Below are 17,638 nucleotides of genomic sequence, written 5' to 3'. Positions count from 1 at the left end.
CGTTTGCACGCCTACACTCGCTTCCATTCTTTCAATGACTGGAGGGCAATGACATGCGAGCCGAACAGGTTCTCCCCGATTCCGCCGATCGAATCGAACTGCGCGGCGCGACGATTCGCAAGGGCACGGTAGGCGCGTTCCTCGCCAACGCGCGGGTCTGGACCGATCCGCAAGCCAGTGAACAGGCACGCGCCGAAGCCGAGGCCGACATGCTCGACGCACTGCCCGCGCTGCGCGCGCTCGGCTTGTTCGACGTGCTCAGCATTCGCGATGTCGCGTTGCACGATTGGGTCCACGCGCACTGAGCGACGCCCCGCAGCAATCACACAACAAGGAGTCACCATGAAAGCAGCAGTCGTAAAGGCAGCGGGCCAAGCGCCCGTGTATGCCGATTTCGAAGTGCCCGTTGCAGCGCCCGGCCAATGCGTCGTCGACGTGACGGCGTCCGCCCTGAGTCACGTGACGCGGGCGAGGGCAGAGGGTTCGCACTATTCGTCGACGGGGAGCTATCCGTTCGTTGCGGGCGTCGACGGTACCGGGCGCCTGGAAGACGGACGGCGTGTCTACTTCTTCAAGCCGCAAGCGCCATTCGGCGCCATGGCCGAGCACAGTCTCGTGTCGGCCACGCATTGCATCGCGTTGCCCGACGCGCTCGACGATGTCACCGCGGCCGCGATCGCGATTCCTGGCATGTCGTCGTGGGCGGCGCTCATCGAGCCGGCGCGCTTCGTGGCTGGCGAGACGGTGTTCATCAACGGAGCAACGGGGACGTCGGGGCGGCTGGCTGTGCAGATCGCGAAGCATCTCGGAGCAGGGCGCGTCATCGCAACCGGCCGCAATGCTGCAGCGCTCGAATCGCTGGCGCTTGCCGGTGCCGATAGCACGATCTCCCTGGCGCAGGACGAGAGCGGTCTCATGCGCGCATTCGAAAACACCTTCCGCAACGGCGTGGACGTGGTGCTCGATTATCTCTGGGGCGCCAGCGCGCAGTCGCTGCTTATCGCGGCAGCAAAGGCCTCACCGGCCGACTACCCGGTGCGCTTCGTTCAGATCGGTTCGGTGAGCGGCGCGGATATCCAGTTGCCAGGCGCGGTGCTCCGTTCGGCGGCCATCACGCTGATGGGCAGCGGTATCGGCAGTATTCCTTTCGCGCGTCTGCTCGACACGATGAACGCCGTATTCAATGCCGCCGTGCCCGCCGGATTGCGGGTCGCAACCCAAGCCATCCCGCTCGCGGCGTTAAGCTCGCATTGGGAAAACGGGAGCAGCGCGACGCGCACGGTGTTCATTCCCGCGCCATAAGGTCGTCATGCCTGGACCACTCTGAAGATCGACTGCGAAGGCGTCGCCATCTTGCCGGTGAAAATGCCGACGCTGTTCACCTCTACTTCGAACGAGATATCCGCTTGTGCCGGCGTGACCTCAGGGAATTACCTGAGACGCGAAAGCCATGGTTTTCGTCTACCTTTTCCGATACTGAATCGGTTTGCGGTGAATGCCGGGTGTGCAAGGAGCTCCAATGACTGCTCTGGACCAGATTGACACCATCGTGATCGTCATGATGGAAAACCGTTCCTTCGATCACGCCCTCGGCTATCTGAGCCTGAACGGCAGCCAGGTCAACGGCCTTTCCGCGGATCCGGCGTGGCAGGCGAACTTCATCAACGTTTATAACGGCAAGCAATATCCCATTCATGCATTAGATCCGTCCGGCCCTGCCATTTCGGATCCGCCTCACGACCGCACCCCGATCGCCACGCAGATCAACACGCCGTGTGCGCCGGGCGGATGCCCGGAACTCGGCGGATTCGTACAGAGCTATGCGACCCGCAAGCCGGCAGCGTCGAATCTGGCCCACGTGATGGGTTATTACGACGCTCGCACCGTGCCTATCTTCGACTTTCTCGCGAAGCACTTCACGGTGTGCGACAACTGGTTTGCTCCGTTGCCCTCGGGGACTCAGGCGAATCGCCTGATGGCGATGGCGGGGACCAGCCTGATCAGCGACAACGTGCAAGGGATGAGCTTTCTGCCCGATCAGCCTCTTGCCTACGATTGGCTCCGTCAGCGCGGCATACCCTGGTGTGTCTATCAGTCGGGGAGCTTCTTTCCGTTCTTCAGCCTGATGAAGGAGTGGCTACCGGAAATCCTGCTGTCCTTGACCCTGCCGCTCAACGATGCCGGCGGCAACTTCCGGCGGTATTCGAGGTTTGCCCGCGACTGGCAGGGCAACAGCATTCTGCCGAAAGTGATCTTCATCGAACCGGAATATACCGACGGTCCTCATCACACTGCTAACGACGATCATTGTCCAACGGGAATGGCGGGAGGCCAGGCGTTCATTGCCGATATTTACCGGACCTTGACTTCGAATCCGACCAGATGGAAAGAGACGCTGTTGATCGTGACGTACGACGAGCATGGCGGATTCTTCGATCATGTGGCGCCCTTGGCCATTGCGGCCGACATCGCGGGATATTCTTTCAAGACCACCGGTCTGCGCGTGCCGGCTTTTCTGGTGTCTCCGTATGTCACGCCGGGGGGCGTGTTCTCGGGAAAACTCGACCACACTGCGGTGCTACAGATGCTTGCGCAGAAGTTCGACTCGCAGAAGCAGTATTCCACGGCGGTCAGCACTCGCAATGCGCAACTCGATCCACTGGCGAGCGCGCTGAATAGTCAGCCCGCGGTTCAACCTCCGCCTGCGCTGCCGGGCGCACCGATACAGACCACGGCGGCCGCGTTCAACGGCCCTGTGCAAGCGGGCGTGTCGGATACGACGCAGGCTTTTCATAATGTCGCGCTGCAGGTGGCAAGGGATCATCCGCAATTGCTGAGTTCGCCGCAGTGGACGGGACTGGCGGAGTATCTCTCTGTGTATGGGAAGCATTGAGGGAGAGGTGCAATTCCGCCAACCTGGAACGCGGCCGCCGCCGCAGATTTCTTCACGCCCCCGGGGACATCGCTTGCCAGTCGTGCGAGCATTTTTTTCATTGCGTGTTTCCGTGAATAGATGCGTGTACATCGACCGCTACGCATCCCCGATGCGGTGATGTTTTCCTATCGCGGCGCTCCGGGCCTTGTAGACGCTTCCAGACCGCCGACCAGAAGTCCGCAGGAAAGGGTGTTCGGGCAGCGAGACAAGCGCTGGCACGGCGCATGCGCATCGGCAGAAGGCATCTCGCCTTAACGCACGCCAGAGCTTTGCTCTGAGACAGCGCAAGTGACATCCGCATCCGCACCGCGATCGTCCTGCCTGCACTTACATCCTCGCAAACCCAAGGTTGTCTTTCCCGGATCAGCCGATCCCATGGAGGACACCTGTCTGAATGGAGAATGATATGTTTGTGCACAATAAACGACTGCAATACACCGTACGGGTTGCTACGCCGAATCCCGGCCTCGCGAACCTGCTGCTCGAACAGTTCGGTGGACCTCAGGGAGAACTTGCCGCGGCCTGCCGGTACTTCACGCAGGCCGTCGCCGAGGACGATCCGGGCCGGCGTGACATGCTCTTCGACATCGCAACGGAGGAGTTGAGCCACCTCGAGGTGATCGGCTCAATAGTCGCCATGCTTAACAAGGGGGCGAAAGGCCAACTCGCCGAGGGTGTGGAGCAGGAGGCGGAACTTTACCGCTCATTGACCGGCGGCGGCAACGACTCGCACACCACCGCGCTTCTGTATGGCGGCGGCCCGGCGCTGACAAATTCGGCCGGCGTGCCATGGACCGCGGCCTATATCGATACGATCGGCGAGCCGACCGCTGATCTGCGATCCAACATCGCTGCGGAGGCGCGCGCAAAGATCGTGTACGAACGGCTGATCAATGTCACCGACGACCCGGGTATCAAGGAGGCGCTCGGGTTCCTGATGACGCGTGAAATCGCGCATCAGAAGTCGTTTGAAAAGGCGCTGCATTCCATTCAGCCCAATTTCCCACAGGGCAAGGTGCCCGGCAATCCGGAATTCACGAACGTCTACTACAACATGTCCTCTGGCGAGGACGTTCGCGGGCCGTGGAACGAGGGTCCGGAATGGGAGTTCGTTGAAGATCCGCAACCGGCAGTTGATGGGGGCGACGGCCTCGCGACCGTGCAGGTGTCGGAAGAAGACATCGCGGTGTTGCAAAGCATGGCTTCTCGCACTGCGTCCGACGTCACTGCCGACCCGACGACTGGCGCTGATCTCGGATCCGGCCAGACCGGCGCTGTTCCGGCCGGCTAAGCACCGGTTTAGGCCGGGCAACGGTGCGGGCATCGGCACAACGATGCCTGCGCCTCTGCGGGATTATTTTCGCAACGCGAGGCAGCGGCCCATCCGCGATCAAGGACCTATCAGCACGAATAGCGGCGTTCGGTCAGGTCGCGGGTGGCACGGCCACCCCGCGCACGAGCCACACACCGGTGCCGTCCTCTGCGCCGTGCGGGCACAGCCGTTGCGCGGGGACAGACTCCACTCACCCTATCAGGAGGCCACCATGGCTCAGCGCAAAACCATCGATGATCTGTTTATTCACATGCTGTCCGATATCTATAGCGCGGAGAAGCAGTTGACCAAGGCCCTCGCGAAACTGTCACGCGCCGCTTCCGATCCGCAGTTGAGCGAAGCTTTCAAGATTCACCTTGAAGAAACGCAAGGGCAGGTGGAACGGATCGATCAGGTTGTCGAGACATGCAACATCCGTTTGAAGCGAATGAAGTGTGTCGCAATGGAAGGACTGATCGAGGAAGGTCAGGAGTTGATCGACGAAATCGAAAAGGGGCCGGTCCTGGATGCGGGGCTTGTGGCTGCGGCGCAGAAGGTCGAGCACTATGAAATCGCTGCATACGGCAGCCTTTGCGCTATCGGTAAGCAACTCGGTTTCGCCGAAGGGGTGAAGCTGCTGCAGGCAACGCTTGAGGAAGAAAAGGCAACTGATCTGAAGTTGGGTGAGTTTGCCGAAAGGGCGGGTAACGCGAAGGCCTCGCAGCAGGACGGCGATGACGAAACGACCCGAAAGAGCGGCAGCAGATCAAAGGCTGGCCAGGCGAAAGCCGAACAGGCCTGAACGAACGGCCGCCGCTGTCTCAGGCTGCGGAGCGCGCGGGCGCTCCGCAGATTGCGGCTCCGAATACCGACACGCGAAAGAGGCGGGCGATGCGCTACCGATCGACCCGTCCACCAAAAAACCAACCCAATGGAGGAGTGCGTTCATGCCGCCAGACCAGACTGAGCTTCGCGGGGCGGACGATCGCCGCGTCGCGGCAGAGAGATCGTCGGTGCCCGACGCGCAGGAGGCGGGTGCAGATTCGCCGCATCTGGACGAGGGGCAGCAGGATCAGGCCGCGGATCACGCGTCGCCTCATGCATTGGTGCTTCACGAAATTGTTCGGGAAGAAGGGGAGGCCGCGCTCGCTCGAACGATCGGCGCGCTCGCCTGGTCGTCGCTCGCGGCAGGGCTTTCGATGGGATTCTCTTTTCTAATACCGGCGGTGCTCGAGGCCCAACTGCCAGAGGCACACTGGCGCTCGCTCGTCTCCAGTTTTGGATACACCGTTGGATTTGTGCTGGTCATCATGGGACGTCAGCAGTTATTCACGGAAAGCACGTTGACAGTCGTGCTGCCGGTGCTCACCCGCCGCGACGCAAGCACAGTTCGGAAAGCGTTACGCCTGTGGGCCGTTGTACTGCTGTGCAACCTCGTCGGCACATGGATCTTCGCAGCTATGCTGCGCATTCCAGGAGTCTTCTCCGCTGACGTAATTGACTCGCTGCGCCGGATATCGGTCGACGCAATGACTTCATCAACGCCCATGCCCACGGTGGTTCGTGCGCTCCTGGCCGGCTGGCTGATTGCGCTGATGGTCTGGCTGCTGCCCAGTGCGCGATCCGGTCGCCTGCTGACGGTGCTGCTGATCACGTACGTTGTCGGGGTAACGCATCTCTCGCACATCATCGCCGGTTCAACCGAAATTGCTTATGCCTGGCTTGCGGGCATCGCGTCGCCGGCGGACTACTTCGGCAAGTTTCTGTTGCCGACTCTTGCCGGCAACGTGATAGGCGGCACTTCCCTGGTTGCGCTTCTCAACCATGCAGCGATCGCGCCCGAGATGAGCTAGAACCGATGAAGCGACGGCTGCGGCGTCGTGAATGCATCGAACGATCAATCAGAAGCGAGTGCATTCTATGTAACTTTTTCTGAAAGGAGCCTCACGATGAGAGCACTTCGCTGGCATGGCAAGCACGACATCCGTTGCGATACGGATCCCTGATCCTGTCATTGAAGAGGGCCGCGATGCGATTATCAAGGTATCGAGTTGCGCGATCTGCGGTTCCGATCTGCATCTGTTCGATGGGTTTATGCCGACGATGGAAAGCGGCGACATCATGGGCCACGAATTCATGGGGGAGGTCGTGGAGGTTGGCAAGGACAACGCAAAGCTGAAGGTTGGAGATCGTGTCGTTGTTCCCTTTACCATCTTTTGCGGCGAGTGCGATCAATGCAAACGCGGCAACTTTTCCGTATGTGAGCGTAGCAATCGCAATAAGGAAAAAGCCGATAAGGGCCTCGGTCACACCACCGCCGGACTTTTCGGCTATTCGCATCTGACCGGCGGCTATCCCGGCGGCCAGGCGCAATATGTTCGCGTTCCGATGGCGGACACGACGCATGTCAGGATTCCGGAGGGACTCACCGACGAGCAAGTCCTTTTTCTCGGTGCCTGAGCGGCTCGCCATGGCGTGAGCGAGCGGCGCAGTCACGATCAACTTCGCTCAGGAAAGCGTCCTTGATCGCCTCAAGGACCTCACGCAGGGGAAAGGTCCGGAAAAGTGCATCGACGCGGTCGGCATGGAATCGCATGCTACGCGCTCGTTCGACGCCGTGTACGACAGGGTCAAGCAAGCGGTGATGCTGGAGACAGATCGCCCGCATGTGCTGCGTGAAATGATTTACGTGTGCCGCCCGGCAGGCACGCTCTCGGTGCCGGGCGTGTATGGCGGACTGATCGACAAGATCCCGTTCGGCGCGTCGATGAACAAGGGGCTGACCTGGAAGATGGGGCAGACCTACGTCAACCGATGGACCGATGATCTGCTCAAACGGATACAGGACGGTCAGATTGATCCTTCGTTTGTCATCACCCACACAGTGTCGCTGGAAGAGGAGCCGGGCATGTACAGGACGTTCCGCGACAAGGAGGACGGTTGCATCAAGGTGGTACTCAAGCCTTAGGTGCAAGCGGGTAGCATGCGCGACCGGCGCGCGAAGCAATGCAACGTAACGCGGCCCCTCATGTGGGGCAGCTTTGTCCAGGTCGAAGGACAGGAGGCGTTCGATAAGATCGCTCGCGAGATGAACGAAGCATCCCGAACGCCACCCAAGGGGCGCTACCTGTAGCTGACAACACGCGCATGGTAACCTCCCCGACGGCGGAGTCTGCCGTGCGCAATCACTGCCCCGGCATCGACCCGTTTGCCCCGCAACCAGCCGCTGGGGTTCGACCGCCCGGCGGCAGAGACTCGACATGAAATCAGGCAAATCATCCAGACAACCGCCGCCGGGCAAGCGCGATATCGAGGCGATGTCTGCGTTCCGGTACGACCTGCGCAAGTTCCTGCGTGCTTCCGAAGAAATCGTCAATGCCGCGGGCATCACGACGCTCCAGTATCAGTTGCTGTTGCACGTGTACGGCTTCCCTGACCGACAATGGGCGACCGTTGGCGAACTCGCGGAGCGGTTGCAGGCGGCGCCGAACGGCACTGCGGCGCTCGTCTCGCGTTGCGAATCGGCGGGGCTCGTAACGCGCAAACCGGATCCCGCCGACCGTCGCCAGGTGCAGATCCGCCTCACACCCAAGGGCGAAAAGTTTTTGCTGGAGTTGGCGGCTGAGCACAAGGCGCTCTACGGAGCGTTTGGCTGGATTTTCGGCAACATGGGTAGCTAGTCGACAGCAGCGGGTCAAGTCCTGCGGGGCGTCGAGGCAATTTATGTCACAATCTGCCTTAAATGTCATTTTCCCGGCGGCTCCGTGCAACTTCTCTCGTTTATCGACCGGCGCGCAATCCTGCGTAGCCGGCGGCGTTGGCTGTATTTCGGCTTGTTCTGGCTCGGCGCCATCATAACGGGGCTCGCGGCCGTCTTGTACGCGCGGCTCATCGACTTCGGCTACGACATCTTTTTGCGGATGATCGCCCACAACTGGTGGCTGCCGCTGCTCGTCACGCCGGCGATCGCCGCTTTTAGCGTCTGGGCCACGCGCCGCTGGTTCCCCGGTTCGGAGGGCAGCGGCATTCCGCAGGTCATTGCGACGCTACACGATGTGCGCACACGCGGCCCGCGTCTGCTTACGCTGCGCATCCTGATCGGTAAAATTGCCCTCTCATTCCTTGTGATTCTCGGTGGCTTCACAATCGGCCGCGAAGGGCCGACGATTCACGTCGGCGCCGCGCTGATGTTTAGCCTTCGGCGCTTCTACCCGGCACGGCTGCGCAGCATTTACGGCGTCGGTCTCGAACGCAAGCTCGCGCTCGCGGGCGCGGCCGCGGGGCTGTCCGCCGCGTTCAACGCGCCGCTCGCGGGCGTCGTCTTCGCCATCGAGGAACTCACGCGCAGCTTTGAGGCACGAACCAGCGGCGTCATTATCACGGCAATTATTTTCGCGGGCGTCGTGTCGCTGGCGCTTCAGGGCAACTATGTGTATTTCGGCACGATCGCCATCGGGAGCAAACTGCCCGATCTGCTGGCCGTCGCGGTCATTCTGGTTGGTGTGATCACCGGCGTTGGTGGCGGCGTGTTCTGCTGGCTACTGCTCAACACCGAACGATGGATGCCCGCCTGGTTATGCACGCTGCGAAAGGTCCATCCCGTGGCGTTCGGCGCAGTTTGCGGCCTCTTCATTGCCACAATCGGCGTGGCCAGCGGCGGTCATCTCTTTGGCAGCGGCTATGCGGAAGCTCGCGGAATGCTCGAAGGCCGCTTGCAACTCGGCGCGGCCTATCCGGTCCTGAAAATGGCGTCGATGGTGGGCTCGTATCTGCCGGGCACGCCGGGCGGCCTTTTCGCGCCGTCACTGGCCATCGGCGCGGGGATCGGCAACGCATTGCACATCGTGTTCGGACAAATGCAATTGCCGATGTTGATCGCGCTCGGTATGGTCGGTTATCTCGCCGCCGTCACCCAGAGTCCGATCACGGCGTTCGTCATCGTCATCGAAATGATCGACGGGCACGCGCTGGTGATTTCGCTGATGGCGACGGCACTGGTGTCGAGTCAGGTATCGAAACTCTTTGCGCCTCCGCTCTACGAAGCGTTGGCGCACCGGTATCTCCGTCATTGATGGACACGCGGCAAGCGGGCAGGAAAATTCGTTGATCCGGAGGCAGAGTGGGGACCGGGTAAATCGGTGTCCAGCGTTCTTCATCGTCATGTCAGTCAGCTACCGACGTTCCGGTGGGCCAGCCGGAACGCGCGCGGCGTCACGCCGGTATATCGATGAAACACGTCGGTGAAATGCTGCTGAGTCTGAAACCCTGCGCGCGCGCCAACGTCGACGAGGGGAATGGTCTCCTCGCACAACATCGTCCTGGCAAATTTCACTCGTTCGAGTGTCACATACAGATGAGGCGGGTTACCTGTCGCCGTTTTGAAACCGCGTGCAAAGTTTGATGCGCTCATGTGCACCAGAACTGCGAGTTGCTCGACCAGAATGGTTTCGGCGATGTTCTCGTGAACGAAGGCTTGAATGCGAGTCAGCATCTGACGCGTAAGCGGCATGTCCGGTTCGACCGCGCCCGCGCAGTGCCCGTAGCGCAGAGCGATGTGCACCGAGATGACATCGGCAAAGGCGTCGGCGCAGGCAGCGTCGATGAGATCCGCGTTATGCAAAGCACCCAATGTATCCGCAGCCTCGCGCAGGAACGGATCCCAGGACTTGGACCATTTCGGAACCGCGCCAAACGCTTCTTGCGAGACTTGCCCAAGAACGCCCGGTTTGAGTGCGATAACCCATCCCTTGGGATCGTTGTCAGCAATGGTGGTCAATTGCGCCCCGGCAGGAATAACCGCGACAAATGGTGCACTTATCAGGATCGAGTGACTCATTCCGCCCTCGTCGCAGCCCGCGGCCCGCACAACAGTGCCACCCGTCGGTATGACGAGCCGAAATCCCTGCACCGAATGCAGCCCGCCATTGGTGAAAACGACGTTCATCGGTTGGCAGCGTAACGTGTGATCCGAGGTCGATCCCATTGCTTACTCCATAATGAGCGGACGTTTTCTCCTTGCATCGTCGCATACCTGAGTTTACGTCGAATTCAAGGCGGCTTAAGGCAGATTCGTAATACGCTCCAACCGCGCCTGCCGATCATCGCGATCCCGACCGCGTATGCGGGCTCAAGAATGACATCGATTTATGGCCTGACCGAGAGCTGTCTGAAAGGTATGGGACGCGGCCGCATGTGTTGCCGAAGACGGTGATCCACGACCCCGAGCTGTGACGTGAATTACCGCCGGCTTACGGCACGACGAATGGTCACGCGGTGGCGCATTTATCGGCGGACCGCCCATTGGAACGAACGTGCCGCGCGCCAAATGAATCGATCACGCACGCTGCGAGACATATATCAGTGATGCTCGCTCTTGTAGTCGGCCCTTGCCTTGGGTGTCGCGCGTACCTTTGCGTATTGAAACTCGGGCAGCGCCTTGATCGCATCTTTCGTCGCACCGGCAAGCAGCAGTTTGCCGTTGTTGAAATCGAGCTGCTCGATCGGGATAGCCACGTCGTGATGCGACACCCCGAGAAACTGGTTTGCGGCGACGATTGCAAACGATACCGACCGGTCGGGTGCCACGATAATGTCATGAATGACGCCGACGCGCTCACCCTTCTCGTTGAAGACCGGCTTGTCCATGACCGACTTTCTCACGCTCCAGCCTGCCACGATCGCGGCCGACTCTTCCACGCTGACGCCGAGCGGCTGGGTGCCGGCCACCTGGGCATTCGCCACTAGCGGGAGTGCGAGCGACGACGCGAGCAGCCATACAAGCAGATTCGTTTTCATGAGATTCCCTTCGTTATCGTGCCGACGGTGCGACACCGGGTCAGCAATGATCACGCTGATGCCGGACCGTGCGCGGCATAAGTTCATGTTAGAACTCCTCACGGCGAGCGTTTATAAAAAAACGGTGATGGATCGGTTTATTTTGGTGCAACTGTGACGCCAACTGGATGCCATTCAGCACGAGTCGAGAATCAACGCAGAATTGCGAAAGACATGGCAGAAACGCGAAAGAATCGCCGATGCGTGGAGCGTAGACTGAAGTCCATCACCTCACGGCACAGCCCGGAGTCCCACATGGATGAACTGCTTGGACGCGCCTGGTGGATGCTCATTCTGCGTGGCACGGTCGCGCTGCTGTTCGGCATTCTGGCGCTATTCTGGCCCGGTCTCACTCTGCTGCTGCTCATCACCCTTTTTAGCGCCTACGCAATCGCCGGCGGCGTTGTCGCGATTGTGGCGGCCATCCGCTACCGCGCGACGCACAGCGGCTGGTGGGTGCCCTTGCTGCTCGGCATCTGCAGTATCGGCGCCGGTGTGATTACCGCGCTGGTGCCGGGCATTACGGCGCTCGTGCTGGTCGCGGTCATGGGCGCAAACGCAATTATCACCGGCGTATTCGATCTGATCGCAGCAACGCGGCTGCATAGGCGCCTGCGCAATGCGTGGATGCTGGTGCTAACCGGAGTGCTCTCCGTGCTGTTCGGCATCCTCGTGCTGCTCTTTCCCGGCGCCGGCGCACTAGCGCTCGTCTGGCTGATCGGCGTGTATGCGTTGTTCACGGGCGCGCTGCTGTTCATACTCGGCATCACTGCGCGCGCCTGGCACCATGACGGTCTGGCCGGCGAGCCACACGCGCCATTGCATCCGTAAACGAACCGCTCGCGGGAATGCGTGGGTCACCAGGCCAAGCCAGCGGCCGCGCCGTCGCATCCGGAGGTCGAACGGACTACCCGTCGTCTCCGGTGGTCCAGCCTCGGGTCTGGCTCTGGCGCACCTGACGCAAGGAGAATCACATGCTTCTCGATCTCGACAAATGGAATCCGTTCCGGTTTTTGCGCTCGGACTCCGCGCAGGAAAAGGCATCCGGCCCCGCCGGTGCGTCGCGCACCAGTCAGCAAAGCGCACGGCAAAATACGCAGCAGACTGGCGGCACGCAAACGGGCGACGGGGCACCGATGGCAACCGCTGCTGCGCCGGCAGCACTCGCGTCTGCCAGCTGGCCGCTGCCCGATCCTATTCATCTGTTTGCCGAATTGATTCGTGATCCGTTCGGTGGCCGTGGACCGCTCGGAAGCTGGTTCGGCGACTTCAGCGCCAGCGAGTTTCAACCACGGATCGACGTCACCGACGAAGGCGACGCACTGCGTATTGTCGCCGAATTGCCGGGCATGACCCGCGACGACGTCGAGCTCGAAGTGATTGAAGACATGCTGATCATCAGCGGCCAAAAGCGCTTCGAATCGACGAGCGAAGAACAGGGATGCTATCGGGTCGAGCGGTCGTTTGGAGACTTTCAGCGTGCGGTTCCGCTGCCCTCGGGCATCGATCTCGATCGGGCCGAGGCCAGATTTGAAAATGGCGTGCTGACGCTGCGCGTCCCCAAAGCGGCCGCAGAGCCAGCCGCGAAGCGGCGCATTGAGATCAAATAACGCGCTCCGCACTCCGCGGTCAGGCCTATCGTTGGCAAGTGAACGATGTGCCGTTGCAGGAAGTCGCGGTACGCCTCGGCACGAACGACCCACCGCGCGGCGCTGGATTGAGCATGCCGATGCGTTCCTGCGCGTAGCTAAAGGAACTGGGTGTCGGGGAAACAACCGATCAACCCACGTACCGTCCACTTAATTGCTTGCTTCGGATGCAGCGCGAGCCCAGCGTGCGAACAAGGCGGCGTCGGAACAAGCAGCGGAACAAATATTTTCCACCCACCCATTACCCGCCCGGGAAGCGATGCGCTCACGGACGAACAGGAGATCATCATGGCCGAGTGCAGTGTTTGTGGGAAGCCCGCAACTTCGCAGATCACGATCACCGAAAACGGTCAACGCCGTCAGCTGATGCTGTGCGATGAGCACTATATGGAGTTCATGGCGCGCAATCAGCGCCGCCTATCGCCGCTCGAGTCCCTCTTTCACGGCGGACTTTTCGACAGTCTGTTCGACGACATGTGGCCACAGCTGGAAGGCGGGCGCGGTAGCCGGCCACGCATCAGACGCGCGCCCGGACAGCCCGGCGGCGCGGATCAGGATACGGGCCCCGCTAGCGGGCAAATCGGCGATTCGGCGGGCGCGCAGCCAGCCGGCCGGACACGCCGGCATCGCCGGGCGCGCGAAGCGGTGGACCTGCAGACGTACCTGAGCCAGAGCGGTCTGGACCGCCTGCAAGCCGCGGCGCAAGCAGCGGTTGAATACGGCAAGAACGAAGTCGATACGGAACACTTGTTGCTGGCGCTCGCCGATAACAATGTGGTGCAGGAAATCCTGCGCGAATTCAAGCTTGATCCCGAAGAGATCAAGAAGTCCATCGACCAGACCGCGCCGCGCGGCACCCGCAAGGAGCCGAGCGACAACGAGCAGATCGGCGTGTCGCCACGCGCCAAAAGTACGCTGGAAAATGCGTTGAAGGCATCGTTGGAACTGGGTCACAGCTATGTAGGACCAGAACACATACTGATTGGGCTTGTGGAGGAAGAAGACGGCTTTGCAGGTGAATTGCTGCGCAAGCTCGGGCTGTCGTCGCCATCGCTGCGGCAAAAAGCGGTCAAGGTGGTCGGCAAGGGTGCTGAAGACGGCAAGACGGAAGACCGCTCCACTACGCCCACGCTCGACAAGTACGCGCGCGATCTCAGCGCGCTTGCGCGTCAAGGCAAGCTCGATCCGGTGATCGGCCGCGACAAGGAAATCGAAACCACCATTGAAGTGCTCGCGCGGCGGCGCAAGAACAATCCGGTGCTGATCGGCGAACCCGGTGTGGGCAAGACCGCTATCGTCGAAGGCCTGGCGCAACGCATTGCTCAGGACCAGGTGCCGGAAGTGTTGCGCGGCAAGCGCGTGGTCGAACTGAATATCAATAGCGTCGTGGCAGGCGCGAAATATCGCGGCGAGTTCGAGGAACGCGTCAAGCAGGTGCTGGATGAGATCATCGAGAATCAGGACCGGCTGGTCGTGTTTATCGATGAACTGCATACGATAGTCGGCGCCGGCCAGGGCGGTGGCGAAGGCGGCCTCGATATCGGCAATGTCTTCAAGCCCGCGCTCGCTCGTGGTGAACTGCACCTCGTGGGTGCGACCACGTTGAATGAATACCAGAAGTACATTGAGAAAGACTCGGCATTGGAGCGGCGCTTTCAGCCCGTCATGGTGCCTGAGCCGAGCGTCGAGGAAACGATCGAAATTCTGCGCGGCCTGCGGGACCGGCTCGAAGCGCACCACAAGGTGAAAATCACCGAAGAGGCGATCGTTGCTGCGGCAAAGCTCTCGGACCGTTACATCGCCGCACGCTTTCTGCCAGACAAGGCAATCGATTTGCTCGATCAGGCCGCTGCACGCGTGCGCATTTCGTCGAATTCGCGTCCGCAGCCCTTGCACGATGTCGAGGCGAGCATCCGCCGCATCAAGCAGGAACAGGACGCGGCCAGCGCTGCTAAAAAATTCGATAAAGCCAAGGAACTGGAAGGACGACTCGTCGCGGAACAAAAGCGCCTGCACGAAGCTACTGAAACGTGGAAGAAGGAGCGCGGCACCAGTTCACAGGAAGTGACGGCGGAAGACATTGCGCAGATCGTTTCGTCGCTCACGGGCGTACCGTTATCCGAACTCACGGCTGAGGACCGTGAAAAGCTATTGCGACTGGAAGACCGCCTGAAGGAACGCGTGGTCGGTCAGGATGAAGCCGTCTCCGCGGTCGCCAAAGCAGTGCGGCTTTCGCGCGCCGGTTTGACGGAGGCCGGCAAACCGACAGCGAGCTTCCTCTTTCTTGGACCTACAGGCGTGGGCAAAACCGAACTCGCGAAGGCGCTTGCCGCTTCGGTATTCGGCGACGAGAGCGCGCTCGTGCGTATCGACATGAGCGAGTATTCCGAGCGCCACACGGTGGCACGACTGGTTGGCGCGCCACCCGGATATGTCGGTTACGAGGAAGGCGGGCAACTCACCGAGCGCGTGCGGCGCAGGCCATATTGCGTGGTGCTGCTCGACGAAATCGAAAAGGCGAACGCCGAGGTGCACAACCTCCTGCTGCAACTGTTCGACGAAGGGCGGCTCACCGACGGCAAAGGACGTCTGGTCGATTTCACCAACACGATCATCATCGCGACCAGCAACGTCGGCTCACAGTTGATCCAGGACAATATGAAGGCCGACGCGAAGCAACTCGACTATCCTGAGCTGCGCGACCGGTTGATGCAAATCCTGCGGCACCATTTCAGGCCGGAGTTTCTCAATCGCGTCGACGAAGTGGTTGTGTTTCATGCGCTCGGCAAGGAACAGATTCGCAGCATCGTAGATCTGCAACTTGCGCGCGTACGACGCACGGCGTTGGCCCAGGGCATCGATCTGTCGTTCGACGATGGCTTGCGCGATCACCTTGCGCAGATCGGCTATGACCCCGAATTCGGCGCGCGCATGCTCAAGCGCAAGATCCGTCTTGAAGTGGAATCGCAACTCGCCGATGCGCTGTTGGGAGGCGACGTGCGCGACGGCGACAAGGTCACAATGGTCTACGACTCGGGTACGCACTCTGTGCGTGTGCAGAAAGGCGCCACTCCCGCGGAAGCGCCCAGCGAGGCGTCGAAGCCGGCACCGGCGCATGCGTGACGCTGGCATGCACAGGAACTCGACGCCGCTCGCACGTGCGGGCGGCGTCGGCGTTACGATTCGAGTTCACCTGCGATGATCTCGTCGCGATAGCACCAGATCCAAGCTTCGCCGGGTTCAATTGAACGTACCAGCGGGTGGCCCGTCGCGTGAAAATGTTTGCTTGCATGCCGGTTAGGCGAAGAATCGCAACAGCCGACGTGGCCGCACGAAAGACAAAGCCGCAAATGTACCCACGGCTGGCCAAGCTTCACGCAGTCCTCGCAATAGTCGATGGATGTGTGGAGAATGCGGGCCTCGCCCAGGTGCATGCAACCAGGGGTCATGATGGTACTCCTCGGACAGGTGCGCACAGACGTGCGGACCAAGGTTATTGTGCTTACGCTCAGGCGCTATTCAGATAGCGATGCACCAGCGCCACCGCCATCGCTCCCTCGCCGACCGCCGACGCTACGCGCTTGATCGATGCGTGACGCACGTCGCCAGCTGCGAATACGCCGGGCACACATGTTTCCAGATGCAGCGGCGCGCGTTCGAGCGGCCAGTTCAGGGTCGCCCGATATTCCTGCAGGTCGGGACCGGTCACGAGATAGCCGCCTTCATCGCGGACAATGCCGACGTCCTGCGCCCATTCAGTCTGCGGCACGCCACCAATGCAGACGAATAGCCAATTCGTCCTTGCCGTGCTTTGCCGGCCGGTGCGCACATCGGTCAGCGTGATCTCCTGCAACACGTCACTGCCTGCGAGCGCGGTAACTTCGGTGCACGTGCGCACTTCAATGTTCGGCGCCGACGTGACGCGATCAATCAGGTAGTGGGACAGCGTGTTCTTGAGCGACGCGTCACGCACGAGCATATAGACGCGCCTGGCGGTCTGCGAAAAATGCATGGCGGCCTGTCCGGCCGAATTGCCGCCGCCCACCACATAGACGTCTTCGCCATGGATCAGTTCGGCCTCACTCGCGCCGGCGCCGTAATAAAGGCCCGCGCCGAGAAAGCGCTCTTCGCCGCTCAGCCCTAGCGTGCGATATGCCACGCCGGTCGCGCAGATAGACGTGCGCGCCGTGATACGTGTGCCGTCTTCCAGATACACGATGCCACGCCCTGGCGGAAACTCCGCGTGCACGCCGGCGCGCGCCAGCAGGATTTCGGCGCCGAACTTGACGGCCTGGACGCGCGCCCGTTCAGCGAGGTCCACACCGCTCACGCCTTGTGGAAAGCCCAGGTAGTTCTCGATTTTGGAACTGCTGCCTGCCTGGCCGCCCAGTGCCCAACGCTCCACCAGTACCGTACGCAATCCCTCCGATGCACCGTACACCGCCGCGCTCAAACCCGCCGGTCCCGCGCCGTAAATCGCGAGATCGTAGGCCTCACGGGATGGACTTGCGAACCAGCCGAGCTTCTCGGTGATTTGCCGGATGGTGGGACATTCGAGCCGCGTGCCGTCGTGGAAGATGCAGACCGGCAAGCGCGAATCGGAAAGATGCTGCACGTGCGCCAATTCCTCCGCTTCTTTATCGCTGCGCAGTTCGATCCATTCGAACGGTATATCGCTGCGATGCAGGAAGTCGCGTAGCGCGTAGCCATTTGCGCCGCGCATTGGGCCATAGATCCTGACCGTGACCATGCTATTCGCCTTTGAGGTGGGAGTTTCCTTCGTTTCACGCGTTTCCCAAGCAGGCGGGCCGCGCCGGGATAAGTGCGGTTCGCCGTATTCAGGCATCGTAAGCCCATGGTAAGAGGCGTCTTTTGCAATACCGCCGGGTTTTGTTCGCTTTCCGCTAA

Annotated in this window: 15 protein-coding genes and 2 pseudogenes; 13 read left to right on the top strand and 4 right to left on the bottom strand. The window is 61.0% G+C overall.

Annotation, left to right across the window (positions count from 1 at the left end; translation table 11 throughout):
* Positions 1–53 precede the first annotated feature (53 nt).
* The 9 genes and pseudogenes from B0G82_RS34725 (at position 54) to B0G82_RS34685 (ending at position 9,319) form a co-directional block, all read left to right on the top strand.
* Positions 54–305, top strand: a complete 252-nt coding sequence (locus tag B0G82_RS34725; RefSeq protein WP_121310532.1) for a hypothetical protein — start codon at positions 54–56, stop codon at positions 303–305.
* A 37-nt stretch (positions 306–342) separates the two neighbouring features.
* On the top strand, positions 343–1,302 hold the full coding sequence (locus B0G82_RS34720; RefSeq protein WP_121310531.1) for a zinc-binding alcohol dehydrogenase family protein: 960 nt from the start codon (positions 343–345) through the stop codon (positions 1,300–1,302).
* A 217-nt stretch (positions 1,303–1,519) separates the two neighbouring features.
* A complete protein-coding gene (locus B0G82_RS34715; RefSeq protein WP_121310530.1) occupies positions 1,520–2,893 on the top strand; it encodes an alkaline phosphatase family protein in 1,374 nt (457 codons plus the stop codon).
* Positions 2,894–3,341: 448 nt separating this feature from the next.
* On the top strand, positions 3,342–4,226 hold the full coding sequence (locus B0G82_RS34710; RefSeq protein WP_116144829.1) for a manganese catalase family protein: 885 nt from the start codon (positions 3,342–3,344) through the stop codon (positions 4,224–4,226).
* Positions 4,227–4,479: 253 nt separating this feature from the next.
* On the top strand, positions 4,480–5,049 hold the full coding sequence (locus B0G82_RS34705) for a ferritin-like domain-containing protein (RefSeq protein ID WP_116144827.1): 570 nt from the start codon (positions 4,480–4,482) through the stop codon (positions 5,047–5,049).
* Positions 5,050–5,194: 145 nt separating this feature from the next.
* Complete coding sequence (locus B0G82_RS34700; RefSeq protein ID WP_121310529.1) at positions 5,195–6,100, top strand: formate/nitrite transporter family protein; 906 nt, start codon at positions 5,195–5,197, stop codon at positions 6,098–6,100.
* A 96-nt stretch (positions 6,101–6,196) separates the two neighbouring features.
* Positions 6,197–7,215, top strand: a pseudogene (locus B0G82_RS34695) (zinc-dependent alcohol dehydrogenase).
* A 292-nt stretch (positions 7,216–7,507) separates the two neighbouring features.
* The gene (locus tag B0G82_RS34690) at positions 7,508–7,927 is read left to right on the top strand and encodes a MarR family winged helix-turn-helix transcriptional regulator (protein ID WP_116144823.1); all 420 of its coding nucleotides are present in this window, start codon (positions 7,508–7,510) and stop codon (positions 7,925–7,927) included.
* Between the two features lie 84 nt (positions 7,928–8,011).
* A complete protein-coding gene (locus tag B0G82_RS34685; protein WP_116144821.1) occupies positions 8,012–9,319 on the top strand; it encodes a chloride channel protein in 1,308 nt (435 codons plus the stop codon).
* Between the two features lie 95 nt (positions 9,320–9,414).
* On the opposite strand, the gene B0G82_RS34680 is transcribed toward B0G82_RS34685, so the two are convergent.
* Positions 9,415–10,230, bottom strand: a complete 816-nt coding sequence (locus tag B0G82_RS34680) for an AraC family transcriptional regulator (RefSeq protein ID WP_241974968.1) — start codon at positions 10,228–10,230, stop codon at positions 9,415–9,417.
* Positions 10,231–10,338: 108 nt separating this feature from the next.
* On the opposite strand from B0G82_RS34680, the pseudogene B0G82_RS40795 reads away from it, so the two are divergent.
* Positions 10,339–10,475 (top strand): annotated as a pseudogene (locus B0G82_RS40795) (maleylacetate reductase); the annotation flags it as partial.
* 129 nt (positions 10,476–10,604) lie between these two features.
* Here the strand turns inward: B0G82_RS40795 and B0G82_RS34670 are convergent.
* Positions 10,605–11,042, bottom strand: a complete 438-nt coding sequence (locus tag B0G82_RS34670; RefSeq protein ID WP_116148849.1) for a PRC-barrel domain-containing protein — start codon at positions 11,040–11,042, stop codon at positions 10,605–10,607.
* Positions 11,043–11,336: 294 nt separating this feature from the next.
* Here B0G82_RS34670 and B0G82_RS34665 point away from each other — a divergent pair, with 294 nt between their 5' ends.
* The 3 genes from B0G82_RS34665 (at position 11,337) to B0G82_RS34655 (ending at position 15,853) form a co-directional block, all read left to right on the top strand.
* Complete coding sequence (locus B0G82_RS34665) at positions 11,337–11,912, top strand: HdeD family acid-resistance protein (RefSeq protein ID WP_121310527.1); 576 nt, start codon at positions 11,337–11,339, stop codon at positions 11,910–11,912.
* A 305-nt stretch (positions 11,913–12,217) separates the two neighbouring features.
* On the top strand, positions 12,218–12,691 hold the full coding sequence (locus B0G82_RS34660) for an Hsp20/alpha crystallin family protein (RefSeq protein WP_241974965.1): 474 nt from the start codon (positions 12,218–12,220) through the stop codon (positions 12,689–12,691).
* Positions 12,692–13,018: 327 nt separating this feature from the next.
* The gene (locus B0G82_RS34655; protein ID WP_121310526.1) at positions 13,019–15,853 is read left to right on the top strand and encodes an ATP-dependent Clp protease ATP-binding subunit; all 2,835 of its coding nucleotides are present in this window, start codon (positions 13,019–13,021) and stop codon (positions 15,851–15,853) included.
* Positions 15,854–15,906: 53 nt separating this feature from the next.
* Here the strand turns inward: B0G82_RS34655 and B0G82_RS34650 are convergent, their stop codons facing one another.
* Both B0G82_RS34650 and B0G82_RS34645 read right to left on the bottom strand, forming a co-directional pair.
* Positions 15,907–16,179, bottom strand: a complete 273-nt coding sequence (locus B0G82_RS34650) for a UBP-type zinc finger domain-containing protein (RefSeq protein WP_116144811.1) — start codon at positions 16,177–16,179, stop codon at positions 15,907–15,909.
* Positions 16,180–16,238: 59 nt separating this feature from the next.
* Complete coding sequence (locus B0G82_RS34645; RefSeq protein WP_116144809.1) at positions 16,239–17,480, bottom strand: FAD-dependent oxidoreductase; 1,242 nt, start codon at positions 17,478–17,480, stop codon at positions 16,239–16,241.
* Between the last annotated feature and the right edge of the window lie 158 nt (positions 17,481–17,638).

The organism is Paraburkholderia sp. BL17N1, assembly GCF_003634175.1.
Taxonomy (GTDB): Bacteria; Pseudomonadota; Gammaproteobacteria; order Burkholderiales; family Burkholderiaceae; genus Paraburkholderia.
Note: the sequence above shows the minus strand (reverse complement) of the source record. Positions and strands in the feature narration are given on the sequence as shown.

What these genes read in the sequence shown, in the direction of transcription:
- B0G82_RS34690 (WP_116144823.1), top strand. Translation starts at nt 7,508, where the DNA reads ATGAAATCAGGCAAATCATCCAGACAACCGCCGCCGGGCAAGCGCGAT.
- B0G82_RS34655 (WP_121310526.1), top strand. Translation starts at nt 13,019, where the DNA reads ATGGCCGAGTGCAGTGTTTGTGGGAAGCCCGCAACTTCGCAGATCACG.
- B0G82_RS34665 (WP_121310527.1), top strand. Translation starts at nt 11,337, where the DNA reads ATGGATGAACTGCTTGGACGCGCCTGGTGGATGCTCATTCTGCGTGGC.
- B0G82_RS34705 (WP_116144827.1), top strand. Translation starts at nt 4,480, where the DNA reads ATGGCTCAGCGCAAAACCATCGATGATCTGTTTATTCACATGCTGTCC.
- B0G82_RS34725 (WP_121310532.1), top strand. Translation starts at nt 54, where the DNA reads ATGCGAGCCGAACAGGTTCTCCCCGATTCCGCCGATCGAATCGAACTG.
- B0G82_RS34710 (WP_116144829.1), top strand. Translation starts at nt 3,342, where the DNA reads ATGTTTGTGCACAATAAACGACTGCAATACACCGTACGGGTTGCTACG.
- B0G82_RS34660 (WP_241974965.1), top strand. Translation starts at nt 12,218, where the DNA reads ATGGCAACCGCTGCTGCGCCGGCAGCACTCGCGTCTGCCAGCTGGCCG.
- B0G82_RS34645 (WP_116144809.1), bottom strand. Translation starts at nt 17,480, where the DNA reads ATGGTCACGGTCAGGATCTATGGCCCAATGCGCGGCGCAAATGGCTAC.
- B0G82_RS34700 (WP_121310529.1), top strand. Translation starts at nt 5,195, where the DNA reads ATGCCGCCAGACCAGACTGAGCTTCGCGGGGCGGACGATCGCCGCGTC.
- B0G82_RS34720 (WP_121310531.1), top strand. Translation starts at nt 343, where the DNA reads ATGAAAGCAGCAGTCGTAAAGGCAGCGGGCCAAGCGCCCGTGTATGCC.
- B0G82_RS34650 (WP_116144811.1), bottom strand. Translation starts at nt 16,179, where the DNA reads ATGACCCCTGGTTGCATGCACCTGGGCGAGGCCCGCATTCTCCACACA.
- B0G82_RS34670 (WP_116148849.1), bottom strand. Translation starts at nt 11,042, where the DNA reads ATGAAAACGAATCTGCTTGTATGGCTGCTCGCGTCGTCGCTCGCACTC.
- B0G82_RS34680 (WP_241974968.1), bottom strand. Translation starts at nt 10,230, where the DNA reads ATGGGATCGACCTCGGATCACACGTTACGCTGCCAACCGATGAACGTC.
- B0G82_RS34715 (WP_121310530.1), top strand. Translation starts at nt 1,520, where the DNA reads ATGACTGCTCTGGACCAGATTGACACCATCGTGATCGTCATGATGGAA.